Here is a 16,951-nt window from a genome sequence, read left to right as displayed (position 1 = left end):
AAGTAAAAGAGATAGCGTAAGCTATCCCTTCGAAATCAGTTTCTTACTCTACTGTAATTTCAATTCATTAATCTTCAGCTGAGAAAATCGATAAATTATAGAGTGATAATTTTTAACCGTCAAAATAACTAAATTCCAAAGCCTTGGTCTTAAGGGCTAAAAAAATGTATATTTATTAAATTATTTTACTAAGCGGAAAAACTTTGTTGATTTCAGCATCGTCTATATTAGGTGAAGGGAGCAGATCACGTTGGAAGAAAGTATCATACAAGAACTTATCGTACATGACAGAGAGAAATTATTAGATCAATTAATGGATAACTACGGCCAGTCATTACTGCAACTTGCCTATTCCTATGTTGGGAATAGAGAGGTTGCAGAGGACCTTACGCAAGAGGTATTTGTGAAATGTTTTCAAAGATTGGACCAATATGAAAGAAAGTCTTCATTAAAAACCTGGCTTTGGCGAATTGCGATTAACCATTGTAAGGACTATCTAAAAAGCTGGCACCATAAACATATCGTTATCTCTGAGGAACAAGCAAAGCAGACATCAAGTCTAGAAAAAGTAGTGGAAAACCAAGTGATCCAGAGATATGAAGACGAACAATTAGTAAAAACAGTGATGAGTTTACCAGATACATACAGGGAAGTCATTTATTTATATTATTTCGAAGAACTTTCAGTTAAAGAAATATCTTACCTGACAGGTGTGAATCAGAATACGATAAAGACTAGGCTAAAGCGAGCAAAAGAAATCTTAAAAGATTGCTTGGAGGAATAAAAATGGAAGATCGCTTAAAAAACTTTAAAAACGCTATGAAAAGGACGGTATTACAGGATTTAAACTTTACGGAAGAACATAAGAGGGATATTAGACTAAAAATTAAACAGATACCGACATCATCAGAAGAGGATATAGTTTTAGCAATTTTCCAGTTACTGAAGCAAAAAAGAACAGGTTTTGAATTAAGCCGACTGATCCGTTCAAGAGGTATTGAAACATTTGAAAATGAAGAGGGCTTCTTATATATGTTTTTACATAAATTTGAACACAAAGGTTACCTGAATTCTTATTGGGAAGCACCAGACATTAAATACTATCAGATTAGCAGCAAGGGATTAAAGTTTTTAAAAACCCTTGAAAACCAAACCGATGGAGTAGCTTACCTATTAAAAGAGATAGTAGAGAGGTGATAAAGATGAGTAACCTTAAAGAACATTTTTTAGCCGAAGTATTGCAATACATAAAATCAAGAGAAGCTAAGAAGGTAGTTTACAAAGAATTAAGTTATCATTTAAAAATGTCCAAGTTGGAATTAGTAACAAGGGGGTACAATGAAAACGAAGCAGAAGAAAAAGCAATAAAGAAAATGGGGAGCCCTAAAGAAATTGGAACACACTTTAATAAGCTCTATCGTCCGAAGTTTGATTGGAAACTATTTGGTTTATTTATCATCATTATCTTAATCGGAATTCTACCTACTTTAAATGTACAAGATCGATATTCAGAGAATCTATTTTTAAAACAGATGATATATATTGCAGTCGGGATTATCGTTGCAATCTCCGTCATGCTGGTCGACTATAGAAAAATGATGAGATTTGGCTGGTTTTTTCTTATTGCAGCAATAAGTTTATTACTCGTACTTAACCTTTTCCCTAACCTTGTGATTAATGGAGTTTCTTATATTTATGTAATTAATGGAGTCCCTTATATTCATATATTTGGATTTACCATTAGTGGGAGTTCACTTTTACCTCTATTTTTAATATTTTGGGCTTACTATTTTTCAAAGGTAAAACCAAAATTGTTCGTAATAATAGGTGTTTACTTGCTAACAGTGTTATTGTTTTTGGGGTTACCAAGCTTTTCTGTTGTTTTCATTTATTCTATTTTAGTATTAGCTTTATTTTGTTGTAGTTCCATTAGTAAGAAGGTCATCTATACAACCATAGGGGTTTATTCAGGTGTGGTTCTTACCTTTTTCACTATCTATTGGTTTACAGTTGAAAGTTACCTGAAGATTAGGTTACTTGCGTTTTTCAATCCCGATGACTATCCAATAAATGAAGGTTTTGCATACTTAGTGTTAAAAGATTTATTATCTGGTGGTGGATGGTTCGGAAATCAAGAGCCGCCGAAGTATATTGGCATAATTACACCCGATATGGCGTTTGCTAATATAACTTATTTCTATGGGTGGATTTTATCTGGGTTCCTTTTCGCTGTACTATCGTTACTTCTATTTAGATTGATCGTTGTTTCAACACAAATAAAGGATCGATTCGGTAAACAACTAATCCTTGGAGTATGTTCACTACTCTCTATCCAATTTGTCTACAATATCGGGATGGTCCTGGGCTTTTTACCGATCCTATCGATGTCATTACCCTTTATTAGCTACGGACTAACACCAACAGTTTTAAATTCACTCCTTATAGGTATTGTGTTAAGCGTGTACCGTAGAAAACACCTGGCGATTAATTGATGAGGATGGTAATCTTTAGAAGCGATCCCTAAAAAAAAGAATCAACGGGACTTGAGCTAGTTATTGCTTTAGAATTAAAAAATATTGCTATCTATCAAAGTGAAAAGCTAGCAAGTGCTTTCCATATTTTTAAGAGAAAAGTCTTTTAACATGAAAAAGGGGGAGATCATATGGCGATTATTGTTGCATTGGCGATCGCGATAATGGGTTTTATCATTGCTTACCAATTGAGCAAGGGGCAGTCGAAAAAAAGAAAATACATTGTTTGGGGCATAACGACAATGATAGCAATCGCACCATTCTTATCTTTTTCAATAGGTTTAACTTTTGCCTTTATTGTTAGAAATGGTTGGGCCAGTATGATTATGTGGGTCTTATTTCCGATTATGTTTTTGTTAGGACTTATTTTGTTGTTGGTTGGTGTCGTTAAAGGAAAAGGAACTGAAACAATGTAGTTCCTTAAGGAGCCTGAGATGCTTCCATAAGGATTGTTCGCTTTTCTTTATTCAAGCGTTATAGACATTAGCTATATTCTAGAATAATTAGAAAATAATGTTGTTTAATAGTATTCAAATATCCAGATTTTTGAGTCTAAATTTGCATATATACAAACTTCAAAAACCTGTTGTGCATAAGCTAGTAAGGACTCATTAAAAGGCAGGTGAATTATATGTATTCTGGTCAATCCTGGGAGCAATGGCACCAGCACCATCCTCACGGTACTTGGCAACAGTGGCAGCATGAGCACCAGCAACACCAGCACCAGCACCATCAACAACAGCAGCACCATCATCAGCAGCAACAGTTTCCGCACGGCTCGTGGCAGCAGTGGCACCAGCAGCATCCTCACGGTACTTGGCAACAGTGGCAGCACCAGCACCATCCACATCTGCCATTCGTTCCTTGGCCTCAATGGCATCAGCAGCATCCTCACTGTACCTGGCAACAGTGGTATCAAATGTATCCAAGGAGTTAATGGAATTATTGAATTGGGGTGAAAAGATATCACCTAATATTTGAAGATTAACATCATACAATTTTGGGGGCGATGCTTCAATAACGAAGGATCGCTTTTTTATTGAAGTATTCCAGCCGCAGTATATCTCTTTGCTTTGATAGTTCCCTTAGCATAGCTTCCAAATGAATACGTCAGATGGAGCTGATTATTGTTTTATTTTTGTTATATTGACGAATGTAACCTGCCGAAGAAATTGCTCAATTTCGGAAAGTAAAACAATGAAAACTGGAAACAGGTGAACTGGAAGAAGATAGAAGAGTGTATAACTGAACAAAGGATGTTTATGGACTAAATGAAATATGAGATGCTTCGAGGGTAAGAACCAAGTATCAGTTAACTGCATGGAAGATTTAGTTGTTTTTGAAAATCGAACTTTAACTCTTCCTACTTTAATTATAACATGTAAAAAATGGTTAATATAGACTTTTTATTCTCATAAACTACTGCTACAATCAATAGACCCTTAATGTTTAGGAGCGATGTAGGATGAGTTCTTTGGTTCTCGGTTTTCAGGAAATAGAAAAAACACAGCTTTTTCTCGTCGGCGGAAAAGGTTTGAATTTAGGTGAGTTATCAAAAATTCAAGGAATACAAGTACCGGAAGGATTTTGTGTGACAACAGCAGGATATCAAGAATCCCTTAAGCACAACAAAACGTTTCAAACCATGCTGGATCAACTAACTAAGCTAAAAGTAGAGGATCAAGAAGAAATTAGTGAAATCAGCAGGAAGCTTCGAAAACTTATTACAGAAGTAGAAATTCCTTCCGATGTTGTCAAAGCAGTCACTGACTATCACTCCCAGTTTGGCGCTGAACAGGCTTATGCTATTCGTTCTAGTGCGACAGCCGAAGATTTGCCACATGCCTCTTTTGCTGGTCAACATGACACCTATTTAAATATAATCGGAAAGGAAGCCATTTTGCAGCATATCAGAAAATGTTGGGCTTCTCTTTTTACGGATCGAGCGGTAACATACCGAATCCAAAATCGAATGGACCACAGACAAGTTGATATATCCGTTATCGTTCAAAGGATGGTTTTCCCACAGGCTTCCGGGATTTTATTTACCGCTGATCCGATTACCAATAACCGAAAGCTGCTTTCCATTGATGCCAGTTTTGGGCTTGGGGAAGCAACGGTCTCTGGCCTTGTCTCTGCCGATTGTTATAAAGTAAAGGAAGAAAAAATCGTCAATAAGATGATACCTACAAAAAAATTAGGTATCTATGCACTAAAGGATGGCGGAACAGAGACAAAGCAGATCAACCCTGATCAACAAAGAGCTCAAACACTTACTGATCAACAAATTTTACAACTTGCCCGTATCGGTAGGCAGATTGAAGCCTATTTTGGCTGCCCACAAGATATCGAATGGTGTTTGGTTGATGATACCTTTTATATTGTCCAGAGCCGGCCAATCACTACGCTTTTCCCCATCCCTGAAACGAATGATCAAGAAAACCACGTCTTTATATCTGTCGGCCATCAGCAAATGATGACAGACCCTATCAAACCGTTGGGATTGTCTTTTTTCCTATTAACAACTAATGCACCGATGCGAAAAGCTGGTGGAAGGTTGTTTGTTGATATCACACATCAACTGGCTTCACCTGTCAGTAGAAACATTTTATTAAAAGCAATGGGACAGCACGACCCACTCATGAAAGACGCAATTATGAACATTATCGAGCGTGGAGATTTTATAAAATCGTTACCAAATGATCATAAAGCACCGAGGCCCCCAAGAGGGAATACCGATAGGCTGGCACAAATTGAAAATAATCCCTCAATCGTTCATGATCTGATTAAGCGTAGTAAAACATCCATTGAAGGTTTAAAACAAACCATCCAAACGAAATCAGGATTAGAAACTTTTGACTTTATTCTAGAAGATATTCAGGAATTAAAGAAGATTTTATTTGACCCACAAAGTACAGCTGTATTTATGGCTGCTATAAATGCTTCGACATGGATTAATGAAAAAATGAACGAGTGGTTAGGTGAAATAAACGCATCAGATACGCTTTCTCAATCTGTACCAAACAATATTACTTCTGAAATGGGACTGGCACTTTTAGATATGGCCGATGTGATTCGGCCTTATCCAGAAGTAATTGATTATTTACAGCATACAAAAGATGAAAACTTTTTGAATGAACTGGATAAGTTTGAAGGAGGAAAGGAAACCCGAAAAGCTTTTAATGCTTTTCTCAACAAATATGGAATGAGATGTGCCGGAGAAATCGATCTGACAAGAACACGTTGGAGCGAAAAACCCATTATACTTGTCCCTATGATACTTGGTAACATCAAAAACTTTGAACCAAATGCCGGCAAGCGGAAATTTGAGCAAGGGCTGCGTGTTGCTTTGGAAAAGGAAAAAGAGTTATTAAAACGATTGAAGCAACTACTGGATGGTGAACAAAAAGCCAAAGAAACAAAACGAATGATTGGACTAATCCGGAACTTCATTGGCTATCGTGAATATCCAAAATACGGCATGATTCATCGCTACTTTGTTTATAAGCAGGCTTTATTGAAAGAAGCCGAACAACTCGTGAAAGCGGGGGTTATCCATGAAAAAGAAGATTTATTCTACCTCACATTTGAAGAATTCCGCGAGGCGGTACGCACAAATAAACTGGATTACCAAATCATTAACAAGCAGAAAAGCATTTACAAATTATTTGAAAAATTGAAAACCCCGCGTGTGCTCACATCTGACGGTGAAACACTCTCAGGTAAGTACAAACGAGAAAATCTCCCAGCCGAAGCGATTATCGGCTTGCCTGTTTCTTCTGGAATAATAGAGGGCAGGGCACGTGTCATTTTAAACATAGAGGATGCTGATCTAGAAGAGGGAGATATTTTAGTTACTTGCTTTACTGATCCTAGCTGGACAACGTTGTTTGTATCTATAAAAGGCCTAGTAACTGAAGTGGGTGGATTGATGACTCATGGAGCAGTGATTGCAAGGGAATATGGCTTACCAGCAGTAGTTGGGGTGGAAAATGCTACTAAACTAATAAAAGATGGGCAGCGAATCCGTGTGAATGGAACAGAAGGGTATATCGAAATATTGTAATTACAGAGTTTATAACTTAGTACATCGGTGACATGGAAAAAATAAAAAATCTTCCAAAACGGAAGATTTTTTATTTTAAATTGGGAAATCCTTGCTGGCGCAAAGCCTCATATACCAATATTGCAGCTGTATTCGAAAGGTTAAGTGATCGAATATGACCATTCATTGGTATCCTCAAAAAATGATCTTCATTTTTATATAATAAATCCTTTGGTAAACCGGTTGTTTCCTTCCCGAACATAAAATAATGTTCCTTAGATACATCACTGAAATCAAAGGATGAATGTGGTTTTTCACCAAACGTCTCAATATAGTAAAATTCACCTTGATTTTTTGAAAAAAAGTCATCTAATGAGTCATAATACGTTATGTTTATAGACTCCCAGAAATCTAAACCAGCCTGTTTGATCATCTTTTCATCTGTTGAGAAGCCAAGTGGCCGGATAAAATGCAAGGCTGTTTCCGTTGCGGCACAAGTACGTGCAATATTTGCCGTATTAGCCGGAATCTCTGGTTGATATAGTACAACATGTATTGCCAAGAATGGTCACCTCTACCTTTATTTTACCATCAAATTATAGCATATAAATGTTGAAGACATGTACTTACGCTAACCCGACAAGTTTTAAAAGAATGGATAGCAGCTTAGATGGAATTTTTTATTATGCAAACGTGACAAGTTAGCTTTAGAAGAAATGCATATTAACCTTTTTTGTTACAGAGCTCATGTCCAGGATAGGCAATAAAGGATTAAAATTATTTGTATAAAATCAAAAGGCATTATGATACAATTAGTGTAAATTTACACTTTTAAAAGTTTAGGAAGGAGGGCTTGCAATTAAAAAATTCATTTTCATAATCCTCTCCCTGGTTGTCTTCTCATTTTCGATTTCATATGCCGTTTTTCAGTATTCATTCATCCACTATAGTGATGATTTGTATCAAGACCATACCATCCAAGATGTGGGCAGACTCCTTCCGACAAAAATAGAAGGGATTGAAAAAGGGAAAGAAGTAGACCAAATTGTCAATATCCTGAAAAAAGCCAAGAGAGAGGGATTAAAAGTCAGCATCGCAGGAAAAAGGCACTCCCAGGGAGGTCATACCTATTACCCGGACGGCGTGGTTTTGGATATGACAAGTTTTAATAAAATTCTAGGAATCAATCAAAAAAACAAAAGCATTCATGTTGGGAGCGGTGCCACATGGGATGAAATTCAAAATGTCCTTTCACCGAAAGGTCTCGCAGTAAAAGTCATGCAAAGCCAGAATATTTTTACCGTTGGAGGGGCCATTAGTGTAAATGTGCACGGAAGGGATATCAAAAACGAATCCCTTGACAATTCAGTTAATTGGTTCCATTTATTGCTCCCAAACGGAAAAATCGTGAAAGTCGACCCAAAAAGTGAACCGGAATTATTCAGGGATGTGATAGGAGGATACGGTTTATTTGGTGTCATATTAGATGTGGAATTGCAGGTAACGGAAGATGAAGTGTATGAGATCCGTACGAAAAAGGTGAATGTAGAAGAATTCCCGGAGTATGTCCATTCGATAAGGGAAAACCCTGAAGTGAAGATGGCTTATGCACGTATCTCAGTTGCTCCCCAAACACTGATGGACAGCATGTTTGTGGTTGAATACCATACAACCGAACGACCCCTGACGGAAAACCTTCGTAAGCTGAAAGAAGAGCAACAGCCATTTTTGACCAATTTCTTACTAAATTTATCCCGCAAGACCAGTTTCGGAAAAGACTGGCTTTGGTACCTGCAGGAAAAATATTTCCTGTCCATCGATAAAAGCTTACTATCTAGAAACAACGCGATGCGTTCGGAAAGCGACTTTCTGCTTTATAGAAACCAAAAGAACACCGACACACTGCAGGAATTTTTCGTGCCAATCGATGAGTATCCTTCCTATGTCAAAGACATCCATGAGTTTCTGAAAAGAGATGACATTAATCTTCTAAACTTCACCATCCGCTATGTGTCCAAAGACGATTCATCGCTGCTTACCTATGCCAAGACCGATATGATCGCCATTGTGGCATTGTTTAACCATGGAAAACAAACAAAGGAAGTGGAAAGAGCTCAAAGATCAATTCAAAAGATGATTGATATCACCTTAAAGCACAACGGAACCTTTTACTTACCTTATTACCCATACGCTACCAAAAAGCAGCTGCTTGAAGCCTATCCCACCTTTGAAGAATTTGTCAGGGAAAAGAAAAAATACGATCCGAATGAGGATATGACAAGTCTTTTTTATGAGAGGTACCGCAATTGAAAACTAAACTGTTGATCCGGGGAAGCGTACTTGTCATTCAGACGGCGATATTTCCTTATTATCTTCTCTTCTTGAAAAATATAGGGGAGACTTACAGCTCGTTCTCGTTACTCTATGCTTTATTCGCTTTGTCATCAGCCGCCTGTTTCTATGCTTTAACCTGGATCCCTCATCAATTTTGTATAAAAAAAATGTACAGCTTATCGTTATTCGGACTGGGTTTATCCATGATTACTGTGCCATTCGCTCAAACGATCTTCCATGTTTCTCTCATCCAATGTTTGATGGGGATTTTCCAAGCGATCTACAAACTATCGGAAAAGGAAATGGATAAAAAAGAGAAGCTAAGCTGGAGAAAAGAAAATATCCATCAGTTTATTTTGCAGCTAATCATCGTGGCAAGCATCCTTGGTGCCGGGCTGCTATTTGACTGGTTTACCATCCACGTCCTGTTTTATCTGGCAGGAGCATGGTACATCGTTAATTCATGGCTGGCAATCAAAAGATACGAGATTTAACAGGAGCAGTTCCTTTTGGGAAACCGATATTCATAAAAAGAAGTCTCGTTCTGTCAGAACAGAGACTTTGCTTTTATGCTGAATTACTCTTTTTGGAAATTAAAAGCTAGGAATCTAAAACATAAAAAACTATTCTTGAGGGGGCTTACATCAAATGGGGGATAAATACATTTGTGAAGAAAAAATAACCAGCTGCACCGATTAACACACTAAGAAGTACTAAGAATATAGGAAGGGCATTTTTTTTCATAATTCTCCTTTTTATTAATTCCGACTTAAATGATAGTTTTATCTATGCTTCACCAATTCCCATTGACAATAGCAAAAAGAACAATAGAATGAATGTTGCACAGTTTAAAACTACACCAAAAATGATATTTGTAAGTTTTCTAGATAAAAAAGCAAATATAACTCCTGCTATTGATAGGATAATGATTACCAAAAGAAAAATACCAGGATAGTCATTAGTTTCATTGATGAAGAAAGACAATAATACGCAGATACCAACCATCAATAAGGAAAGTTGTCCATATTTATTCACTTAGTTTCCTCCACGGTCTTTATTTTTTCTAAATGCTATTATACATCAAATATGGAGGAAAATGGTAATATTTATATTCTTTAGGGAATTTAGTGAACCGGGAGCGATAATATAAACCCTTACATAAATGGTAATATTGGATGTTAAGATATTAGAAGGTTATAAAGAACTTTTAACACAAAAGGAAACTCCTGATTACTATTATGAAATTATGGAACCTCTTATTTCCTTATTGAAAAGTGAGAGTTACCTGCGATTATGTCCGAATGAGGAAATAAGAAATATATATTTGGAATGTATGAAGGAATGTTCGAATCTATATGCCGTTTTATGTCATCAGTAAGGTAGAACTAGGGAGTGCATATTCGTAAATGGATTTAAAGTAATTCAAGAGCTTGGAAAAAGTCTTCGAAGCTCGTTTAATTTCTTTTATAGGATGTGTATAAGACATTTATATAGGAATCTGAATGGAGCCTGTCCATTAGAACCTTTCTATTAGACAAAGTCTTAGGAACTCTAAGTTAAACTGTCCAATAGAACCTTACTATTGGACAAGGTCTTAGGAACTCTAAGTTAAACTGTCCAATAGAACCTTTCTATTAGACAAAGTCTTCGGAACTCTAAGTTAAACTGTCCAATAGAACCTTACTATTGGACAAGGTCTTCGGAACTCTAAGTTAAACTGTCCAATAGAACCTTACTAATGGACAAAGTCTTCGGAACTCTCAGTTAAACTGTCCGATAGAACCTTAATAATGACAAAATCATCCAATCTCTTAGTAAAACTGTCTATTAGAACCTTATTATTGGTCAAATTCATCGGATTCCATTGTAGCTGCTTCATGTATTAATGGAATCATTAAGAAATCCCAACTGAAATTTAACTTCCTTGTATTTCTTTGATGCTTTTCCCACCTAAATAGGCATGAGCCATTTTCAGTTTTGCAACAGTGTTAAATCCATATTTTTGATAGACCTTTTTCTATTTTTTCATTAATCGGAAACACCCAAAGGTTACTTAGACCCCTTTGAGCAACTTCTGCTTGAATATAATGAATCAATTCACCAATTAATCCTCGTCCTCTGTATTCCTCCAGAGTGGCAACACTTTCCATACGAGCTTGATGATCATGGATAAAAATACAAGCCGTGGCACAGGCAACACCCTCATACCGAAGTAAATAATAGATAAAGCTAGGATGATTAAATTCTACTTCAAAAGCTCTTTCCCGAATGGCTTTACCTCCAAATTCTTTAATACTGCATTCAATATGTAATGCTTCAGAATAATACTCTTTTGTCACCAATTCAATAGAAATTTCCTTACGTGTTTCCTTTTTCAATACCATTTGATCCCACAATTGAACAGGACCGATTAATTCCTCGTATCCGAAATGATCCAATTTAAGTTGCTCTAACAATTCTTGTTGAGCATTTAAGTTGTAAATATAAAATCTAGGTATGATTTTTCTAGAATGATAGAAATTTTTTACTTCATCAATGATTAACTTTGGATGATCAATCGGATCAATAATATGAGCGTGATTTGCGTCATAATAGTTGGGTTGACTTTCATTACAAAAAATGGAACCCCAAGAAGTTTCTGTTCGTTTTGAAAAGGTTTCCAAGTAGGAAAATTCAAGTGAAAAAACGTCTTTTAAATTTATCATATCTTTGTTCCTTTATTTAATTTGTACCTCTTCTTATAGATGAAGGAAGCCATCACTTTTTTCTTTTATAAATCCGATCCTGATGATTTCTTCCAAATGAATCTCAGACAACCTCTTCAAAATTTCTTCTCCTTGGGATGTTAATTTAATGAGTACACTTCGTCCATCCTCAGGGTTACTCGCCCTTGTTACAAGACCCAGCTGTGAACAGCGGTCAATCAGTCCTACACAGGCATTATGCGTAATAAATAAACGCTCGGCGAGCTCGCGGGGTGTCGCTGAGTCACGGCCAGGGAAGCCTTTAATGGCTAATAATAGTTGGTGCTGCTGAGGTGTCACCCCCACTTTACGTGCTTCAGAATCACTAAAATGAAGAAACTTTTTTAATTGATATCTGAATTCTGCCAATGATTCATAGGTTTCTTTATTTAATGTTTTTGACATAAATATCCACCTTTTAAGTTGATAATTATATCTTAACGCGATATAATTTAAACACAATATAGCTAATGCGATCTATCAATAAATTTATATCATAACCCGGCATAAAGGGAGGGGAAGAAAGTGGAATTTGTTGATTTATTATCTCCGAACACCATCTCTGGCATGGTATTTTTTATCATTTCCTTTATCGGGGTCATTTTTTTAAACATAAAGGTTTACAAATTTAGTAAATAAATACATAAACAGGAGGCACCAGATGGATGTATTAAAAGCAATACAAACAAGACGTGAGATTACTAGTTTCACAGACAAACAAGTTCCTAATAATATACTCGAAAGTATTCTTGAAGCGGGCTACCTGGCTCCCACAGGGAATAATCTTCCCTCAAGGGAATTGGTCTTAGTGACAAATAAAGAGATGATCGAGACACTTGAAAAAACAACACCCTACATGAAATGGTTATTAGAATCTTCTGCAGCAATTGTTATCACTGGGCGCCCAGACGTGAGCAAATACTGGATACAAGATGGGTCCATTGCTTCCTCCTTTATGTGGTTGAGAGCAACAGAACTTGAAGTGGGTGTTGGCTTTGGGGCCGTTTATAATTTCGAAGATGAAAAAGAATCTTTCAAACGCGAGGAGTGGGTCCGGAACGCTCTAAATTTCCCTGAAGACCGGCGTATATTAGCCATACTCGGAATTGGATATCCCGAAAATAAGCCTAAAGATAAGAAACTTCCGTCAAGAGAAGAGATTATCTACTATGAATCATTTAAATAAAAGTACAAATAAAGAAGCTGACCCAAAAAGTCGTTTAATAACGACTCTTACGGGTCAGCTTTTTTTAAAATGGGAAGTATATTTCATTTACTTTTCATAGCAAATAATTGTTTCATATAGAGGATTCCGGGGTAGATACAGCCTAAAGAGATATAATGAGTACTGGACTTTTGATGATTAGTAGTTAGCCGAATGCCAATCATGTGCAAAGGAGGAATAGACGATGGAAAAATATGAATACCTAAATATATGGGCGAATATTAGTGAAATATTATATTATGCTACACACGAAGAGTAATTAGTTGGAAAAATATGAATTGTTTACTCAAACAAGCATCCGAATATCGGTGCTTGTTTATTTTGCTTTCTTCTCTAGGTACTAACAAGCACCAACCCCTTTTTTTTACATATACATGAAAAGATTTACTCATTAAAAGAAAGGGGGAGGCTGCACTGTATCCAAATAATCCTTATCAGCCTTTCTATCCATACTATGACTACAGACAAGGGCTATTTCAAATCAGCAAAAGCGGTGGATCAGATTAACTTTCCGAGATGGAACAACTGTCGAAGGTTTTATAAGGACCTATGATCTATCAAGGGGAGTATTGATAGATATACCGATGCAAAGGCATACGATTATGTGTGAAGGTGTAAGGGTGGACTCTTTGCCAAAAGCACAGAATTGCATTGGCAAAAGATCCACTTTAACACTTGCCAACAATATTAGCCTTTCTTTTACCATAGAAGGTGTTGACCAATCTCAAAATATAGGTGGTTGGGTTAACATTAACGAACTTATGTCGGTATCTGGACAGGTAGTTGACGCGAACTGTATTTAGTTGGGATGAAGATAAGCAGAAAATAGGGCGATGACGTATAGGGGAGTCCTTGCCCTTTTCCTATAGAGGGAGCGATCCAAAAGGAAGGGTCTAGGCATAATCCAATAATATATAATAGTAACAAGGAATTAGAGGAATTTTGTTGAATTAAATATTTCTGAGTATTTTTTAAAACCCTTTTCTAGCTAGTGGCACAGTAGAAGGAAGGTGTATGTAATCAAACGAATTATGGTTATCGGAATTTCAGCAGGGGTTGGGAAGTCAACATTTGCAAGAAGTCTGGGAAAAATTTTAAATATACCTGTTAATCATTTAGATACTTTATATTGGAAGCCGGGATGGGTAGCAGCCTCTTTAGAAGAATTTTCAAAAGCACAACAGGAAATTATAAATCAACCTCAATGGATTATTGAAGGAAACTACAATAATACTTTCGATATTCGTGCAGAGCGTGCAGATACAATTATCTATTTAGAACTGCCACTTCATGTTTGCTTGTATCGGGTTGTTAAGAGATGGTTAATAAATCTAGGAAGAACACGACCTGACATGGGTAGAGGGTGTAAGGAGAAATTAGATTGGGACTTTATTAAGTTTATATACAGTACTTACTATCCTCGTAAAAGAAAAATGAATGAAAGATTCCAGTCATTTCAAGCAAAAGGTTCTAAAATAAAGATTATTAAATTAAACGGTCAAAAGCAAATTCATTCTTATTTAGAAGTAATAAAAAAGCATAAATAGTACGGCTAACTAATACTAAAACTCTCCACCATGCAATATGTAGAACCCCCAAAAAAACAGTGAGATTTATGACCTCACTGTAATAATAATAGTTAGTTCCTTATACAATTATGATTTGGAGTACATCTGTTGACGTATGTTATTCGTTTTTCTTTATAATCTGGGGGCGATCCTCCATTAGGGGAGGTTGCTCAAACCAGCCGTTTTTGATCTTTATTTCAATCCCTTCTTGTGCATAAAAATATATATCTTTTGCTATTAGCATTGTTTTCATTGCAATATCATTTCGTAAAGAAAAGAATGTACCCATTCCTCCACCTACTAATGAAAACCCATTTAGTATGTAAATACAATGCATCATTAACTTATCAGAAAAAGGAGGTATAGTAGATGTGGTTACCGTAGCCCCAGAGGTTGCGGAAAGTTGTACATCATGTTCTCGAAGTATTTCTTCCATTATTTTTATTTGTTTCTTGGCAAGTTCTTTTCCTTTTAAAAAATACTTTTTAGCCTCTATGTTACTGGCACATTGTGCAAAACCTGTAATCAGCTGCATACCAATATTATTTGTTTCAAGGTTATGATGAATCATACCGACTTCAAGATCCGTTAGAGCTCTTTTATCACCAATTAACTTATAACCATCCATAAACTTTTTAGATTTTATGTATTCATTATTTTTTGGCATAGTAACTTTGGGAGGCATTGAAAGAATACCTTTTTCAAGTAGATAGAGAGTTGAAAGTCTATAGATTTTTTGACTAATTGAAGTTAGTCCTTCATAAATGGACATAACTTGTTTATTATATGTCATATTTAAACTTAAGGTGTAAAGTCCCATACTAACTTCCTTTAAAATTCGAACAAACATGATATCAAAACCATTGTCGTATAACTTAGGAGCCTCCAAATTAACATCTGAGGATGTAAAACCAATCGGTTTAACCATTCCCTGCTCGCAAAAAACCTCTTCGATTTCTTTAACATAAAAATTCAACTCCTCCCACAATCCACCTAAAATATTTCTTGCTTGTGGGTCATCTGACTTTTCTATAAAGTATTCAAGAAATCGCATAATCAGGGTTTTTTCTTGGTAAGTCTGCCAGAGAGAGCCTATCTCGGATACATTTATAGGATTTGTTAATATCAAATCATTACCTCCTAAAAAAATTTTGCACAAATAGTAAGTTATTATCTAATTTTCCAATTTAATGGAATTTAATACCCATCTTAGAGGTTTAAGCTGTTAGCGGGAAAATTAATGCTGGTAAGGGGAATTAGAATACCTTAAATGTTAATATTTGGTATAATGAATACTATAAAAGATTTCTAAGGGTGGGAGAGGTTTGAGTATTCGGTTTGTTGTGAAAAGAGAAATTAATATAGTTAAACAAAAAGTGTATGAAGGTTTACTTGATCTGAATTCTGCTAAACAATGGATGAAAGGTTTAGTCAGAATAGAGAGACTGGATAATGGGCCATTGCATGTGGGAAGTCAATGGAAGGAAACAAGAAAGATAATGGGAACAGCGGCTACTGAACATTTTGAAGTGATCGAACTTAATGAACCCAATAAAATTGTGCTTCGATGTGATGGTACGAAAGGAACGACTGGTAAAGGGGTATTTGTGTTTACATACATACTTGATCTTTCGGATGATCATACAGAGATTACTTTAAACGGAGAGATAGAGGGATTAACCGGTTTTTCTAAATTATTCGCGAAATTGATTGTAGGTACCTTCCAAAGAGTGTGTGCGAGAGATTTGGATGCATTAAAGGCTTATTTGGAGAAATCAGAACAATTGGTATAAGATTGGACATTATGATGAAACGTATCTGGTTAAAAGGAAGCCAACGTTAAATAAACGTCAAGAATGATGTGCTTGCCGTTTATTTTTTCTTTGTGATTTTTTTATGCTGGGATTTGAGGATAATCTGATCAAAGAATGAAGCCAATAGGATCCCTGCTGTATATCGAATAAGATCTGCTGATAGAAAGCCCTTGCCTAGAACAAGTGCACCGAACAATGTATTGCGAACCTGATTGATCCAGTCTGTCTGATACAATTGAGAGAATTCAATACTAAAGCTAAAGAGGAAACTGAAATAGATACTAAGGAGGATGGGCTTTCTTGTAAGCAGAAAGCGAAAGCCAAAATAGACCATCATAGCCCAAAGCGCATCTCCAGCATTTTCCGCTAGAAAGGAAGGAAGATATAGACTGTATTTTCGGGAAGCAAGCCCTATAAAAATAACAGCTACAGCAAAGATAAAATAAGTCTTCCTCAAGTTTCCGATAACTTGGGTGCTAAATAAAAATTTATTAATCAATTCTATCACTCTTTAAAGTAATATTTTTCTACTATTATATCAGAAAGAATAATGTTGCATACTGACGATGGATATAATTACTGAGACTCAACCCCTGTAGAAGAAAGTAAGTTGGTGCTTCGACAGGTGAGAGGTTCCTCAGCCCCTGAAGGAGGGGGCGAATCAGCGCTTCGACAGATGAGAGAGGTGCT

The 16,951-nt window shown here is 36.2% G+C and carries 17 protein-coding genes; 10 read left to right on the top strand and 7 right to left on the bottom strand.

The genetic code is table 11. From position 1 onward, the window contains the following. The first annotated feature begins 250 nt into the window (after positions 1 to 250). The 4 genes from GXK58_RS23715 (at position 251) to GXK58_RS23700 (ending at position 2,947) form a co-directional block, all read left to right on the top strand. Positions 251 to 784: a sigma-70 family RNA polymerase sigma factor gene (locus GXK58_RS23715; protein ID WP_160725646.1), complete on the top strand. Its 534-nt coding sequence runs from the start codon at positions 251 to 253 to the stop codon at positions 782 to 784. Between the two features lie 2 nt (positions 785 to 786). Beyond that, positions 787 to 1,197 carry a PadR family transcriptional regulator gene (locus GXK58_RS23710; protein ID WP_160725645.1) on the top strand — a complete coding sequence of 137 codons (411 nt, stop codon included), beginning with the start codon at positions 787 to 789 and terminating at the stop codon, positions 1,195 to 1,197. A gap of 5 nt (positions 1,198 to 1,202) precedes the next feature. Further along, positions 1,203 to 2,492, top strand: a complete 1,290-nt coding sequence (locus tag GXK58_RS23705; protein ID WP_160725644.1) for an FtsW/RodA/SpoVE family cell cycle protein — start codon at positions 1,203 to 1,205, stop codon at positions 2,490 to 2,492. 170 nt (positions 2,493 to 2,662) lie between these two features. Beyond that, positions 2,663 to 2,947 (top strand): hypothetical protein, encoded by a 285-nt coding sequence (locus GXK58_RS23700; protein WP_160725643.1) that lies wholly within the window; start codon positions 2,663 to 2,665, stop codon positions 2,945 to 2,947. A gap of 195 nt (positions 2,948 to 3,142) precedes the next feature. On the opposite strand, the gene GXK58_RS23695 is transcribed toward GXK58_RS23700, so the two are convergent. Continuing rightward, a complete protein-coding gene (locus tag GXK58_RS23695) occupies positions 3,143 to 3,529 on the bottom strand; it encodes a hypothetical protein (protein WP_160725642.1) in 387 nt (128 codons plus the stop codon). 467 nt (positions 3,530 to 3,996) lie between these two features. Here GXK58_RS23695 and ppsA point away from each other — a divergent pair, with 467 nt between their 5' ends. Beyond that, a complete protein-coding gene (gene ppsA, locus GXK58_RS23690; RefSeq protein WP_160725641.1) occupies positions 3,997 to 6,597 on the top strand; it encodes a phosphoenolpyruvate synthase in 2,601 nt (866 codons plus the stop codon). A 70-nt stretch (positions 6,598 to 6,667) separates the two neighbouring features. On the opposite strand, the gene GXK58_RS23685 is transcribed toward ppsA, so the two are convergent. Further along, positions 6,668 to 7,138: a tRNA (cytidine(34)-2'-O)-methyltransferase gene (locus GXK58_RS23685; RefSeq protein WP_160725640.1), complete on the bottom strand. Its 471-nt coding sequence runs from the start codon at positions 7,136 to 7,138 to the stop codon at positions 6,668 to 6,670. Between the two features lie 395 nt (positions 7,139 to 7,533). Between GXK58_RS23685 and GXK58_RS23680 the strand changes: the two genes are divergently transcribed. Both GXK58_RS23680 and GXK58_RS23675 read left to right on the top strand, forming a co-directional pair. Beyond that, positions 7,534 to 8,886, top strand: a complete 1,353-nt coding sequence (locus GXK58_RS23680) for an FAD-binding protein (RefSeq protein ID WP_160725639.1) — start codon at positions 7,534 to 7,536, stop codon at positions 8,884 to 8,886. Next, entirely contained in the window at positions 8,883 to 9,404 is a 522-nt protein-coding gene (locus tag GXK58_RS23675; RefSeq protein WP_160725638.1) for an SLC45 family MFS transporter, read from the top strand. Before GXK58_RS23680 ends, GXK58_RS23675 begins: the two co-directional genes overlap by 4 nt. Before the next feature lie 292 nt (positions 9,405 to 9,696). Here the strand turns inward: GXK58_RS23675 and GXK58_RS23670 are convergent, their stop codons facing one another. The 3 genes from GXK58_RS23670 to GXK58_RS23660 form a co-directional block, all read right to left on the bottom strand. Beyond that, positions 9,697 to 9,945, bottom strand: a complete 249-nt coding sequence (locus GXK58_RS23670) for a hypothetical protein (protein WP_160725637.1) — start codon at positions 9,943 to 9,945, stop codon at positions 9,697 to 9,699. Between the two features lie 953 nt (positions 9,946 to 10,898). Then, positions 10,899 to 11,615, bottom strand: coding sequence for a GNAT family N-acetyltransferase (locus GXK58_RS23665; protein ID WP_237389764.1), 717 nt, complete (start codon positions 11,613 to 11,615; stop codon positions 10,899 to 10,901). 33 nt (positions 11,616 to 11,648) lie between these two features. Then, on the bottom strand, positions 11,649 to 12,059 hold the full coding sequence (locus GXK58_RS23660) for a MarR family winged helix-turn-helix transcriptional regulator (RefSeq protein ID WP_160725636.1): 411 nt from the start codon (positions 12,057 to 12,059) through the stop codon (positions 11,649 to 11,651). Positions 12,060 to 12,315: 256 nt separating this feature from the next. On the opposite strand from GXK58_RS23660, the gene GXK58_RS23655 reads away from it, so the two are divergent. Further along, on the top strand, positions 12,316 to 12,840 hold the full coding sequence (locus GXK58_RS23655) for a nitroreductase family protein (RefSeq protein WP_160725635.1): 525 nt from the start codon (positions 12,316 to 12,318) through the stop codon (positions 12,838 to 12,840). Between the two features lie 1,058 nt (positions 12,841 to 13,898). Next, positions 13,899 to 14,426 carry a topology modulation protein gene (locus tag GXK58_RS23650; RefSeq protein ID WP_160725650.1) on the top strand — a complete coding sequence of 176 codons (528 nt, stop codon included), beginning with the start codon at positions 13,899 to 13,901 and terminating at the stop codon, positions 14,424 to 14,426. Between the two features lie 139 nt (positions 14,427 to 14,565). Here GXK58_RS23650 and GXK58_RS23645 read toward each other — a convergent pair whose 3' ends face one another. Further along, a complete protein-coding gene (locus tag GXK58_RS23645) occupies positions 14,566 to 15,576 on the bottom strand; it encodes a DUF3231 family protein (RefSeq protein ID WP_160725634.1) in 1,011 nt (336 codons plus the stop codon). Positions 15,577 to 15,772: 196 nt separating this feature from the next. Here GXK58_RS23645 and GXK58_RS23640 point away from each other — a divergent pair, with 196 nt between their 5' ends. Then, entirely contained in the window at positions 15,773 to 16,240 is a 468-nt protein-coding gene (locus GXK58_RS23640) for an SRPBCC family protein (protein WP_160725633.1), read from the top strand. Between the two features lie 79 nt (positions 16,241 to 16,319). On the opposite strand, the gene GXK58_RS23635 is transcribed toward GXK58_RS23640, so the two are convergent. Beyond that, positions 16,320 to 16,769: a ribosomal maturation YjgA family protein gene (locus tag GXK58_RS23635; RefSeq protein WP_442862499.1), complete on the bottom strand. Its 450-nt coding sequence runs from the start codon at positions 16,767 to 16,769 to the stop codon at positions 16,320 to 16,322. Positions 16,770 to 16,951 lie beyond the last annotated feature (182 nt).

The organism is Bacillus sp. USDA818B3_A, assembly GCF_009928415.1.
Taxonomy (GTDB): domain Bacteria; phylum Bacillota; class Bacilli; order Bacillales; family Cytobacillaceae; genus Neobacillus.
Note: the sequence above shows the minus strand (reverse complement) of the source record. Positions and strands in the feature narration are given on the sequence as shown.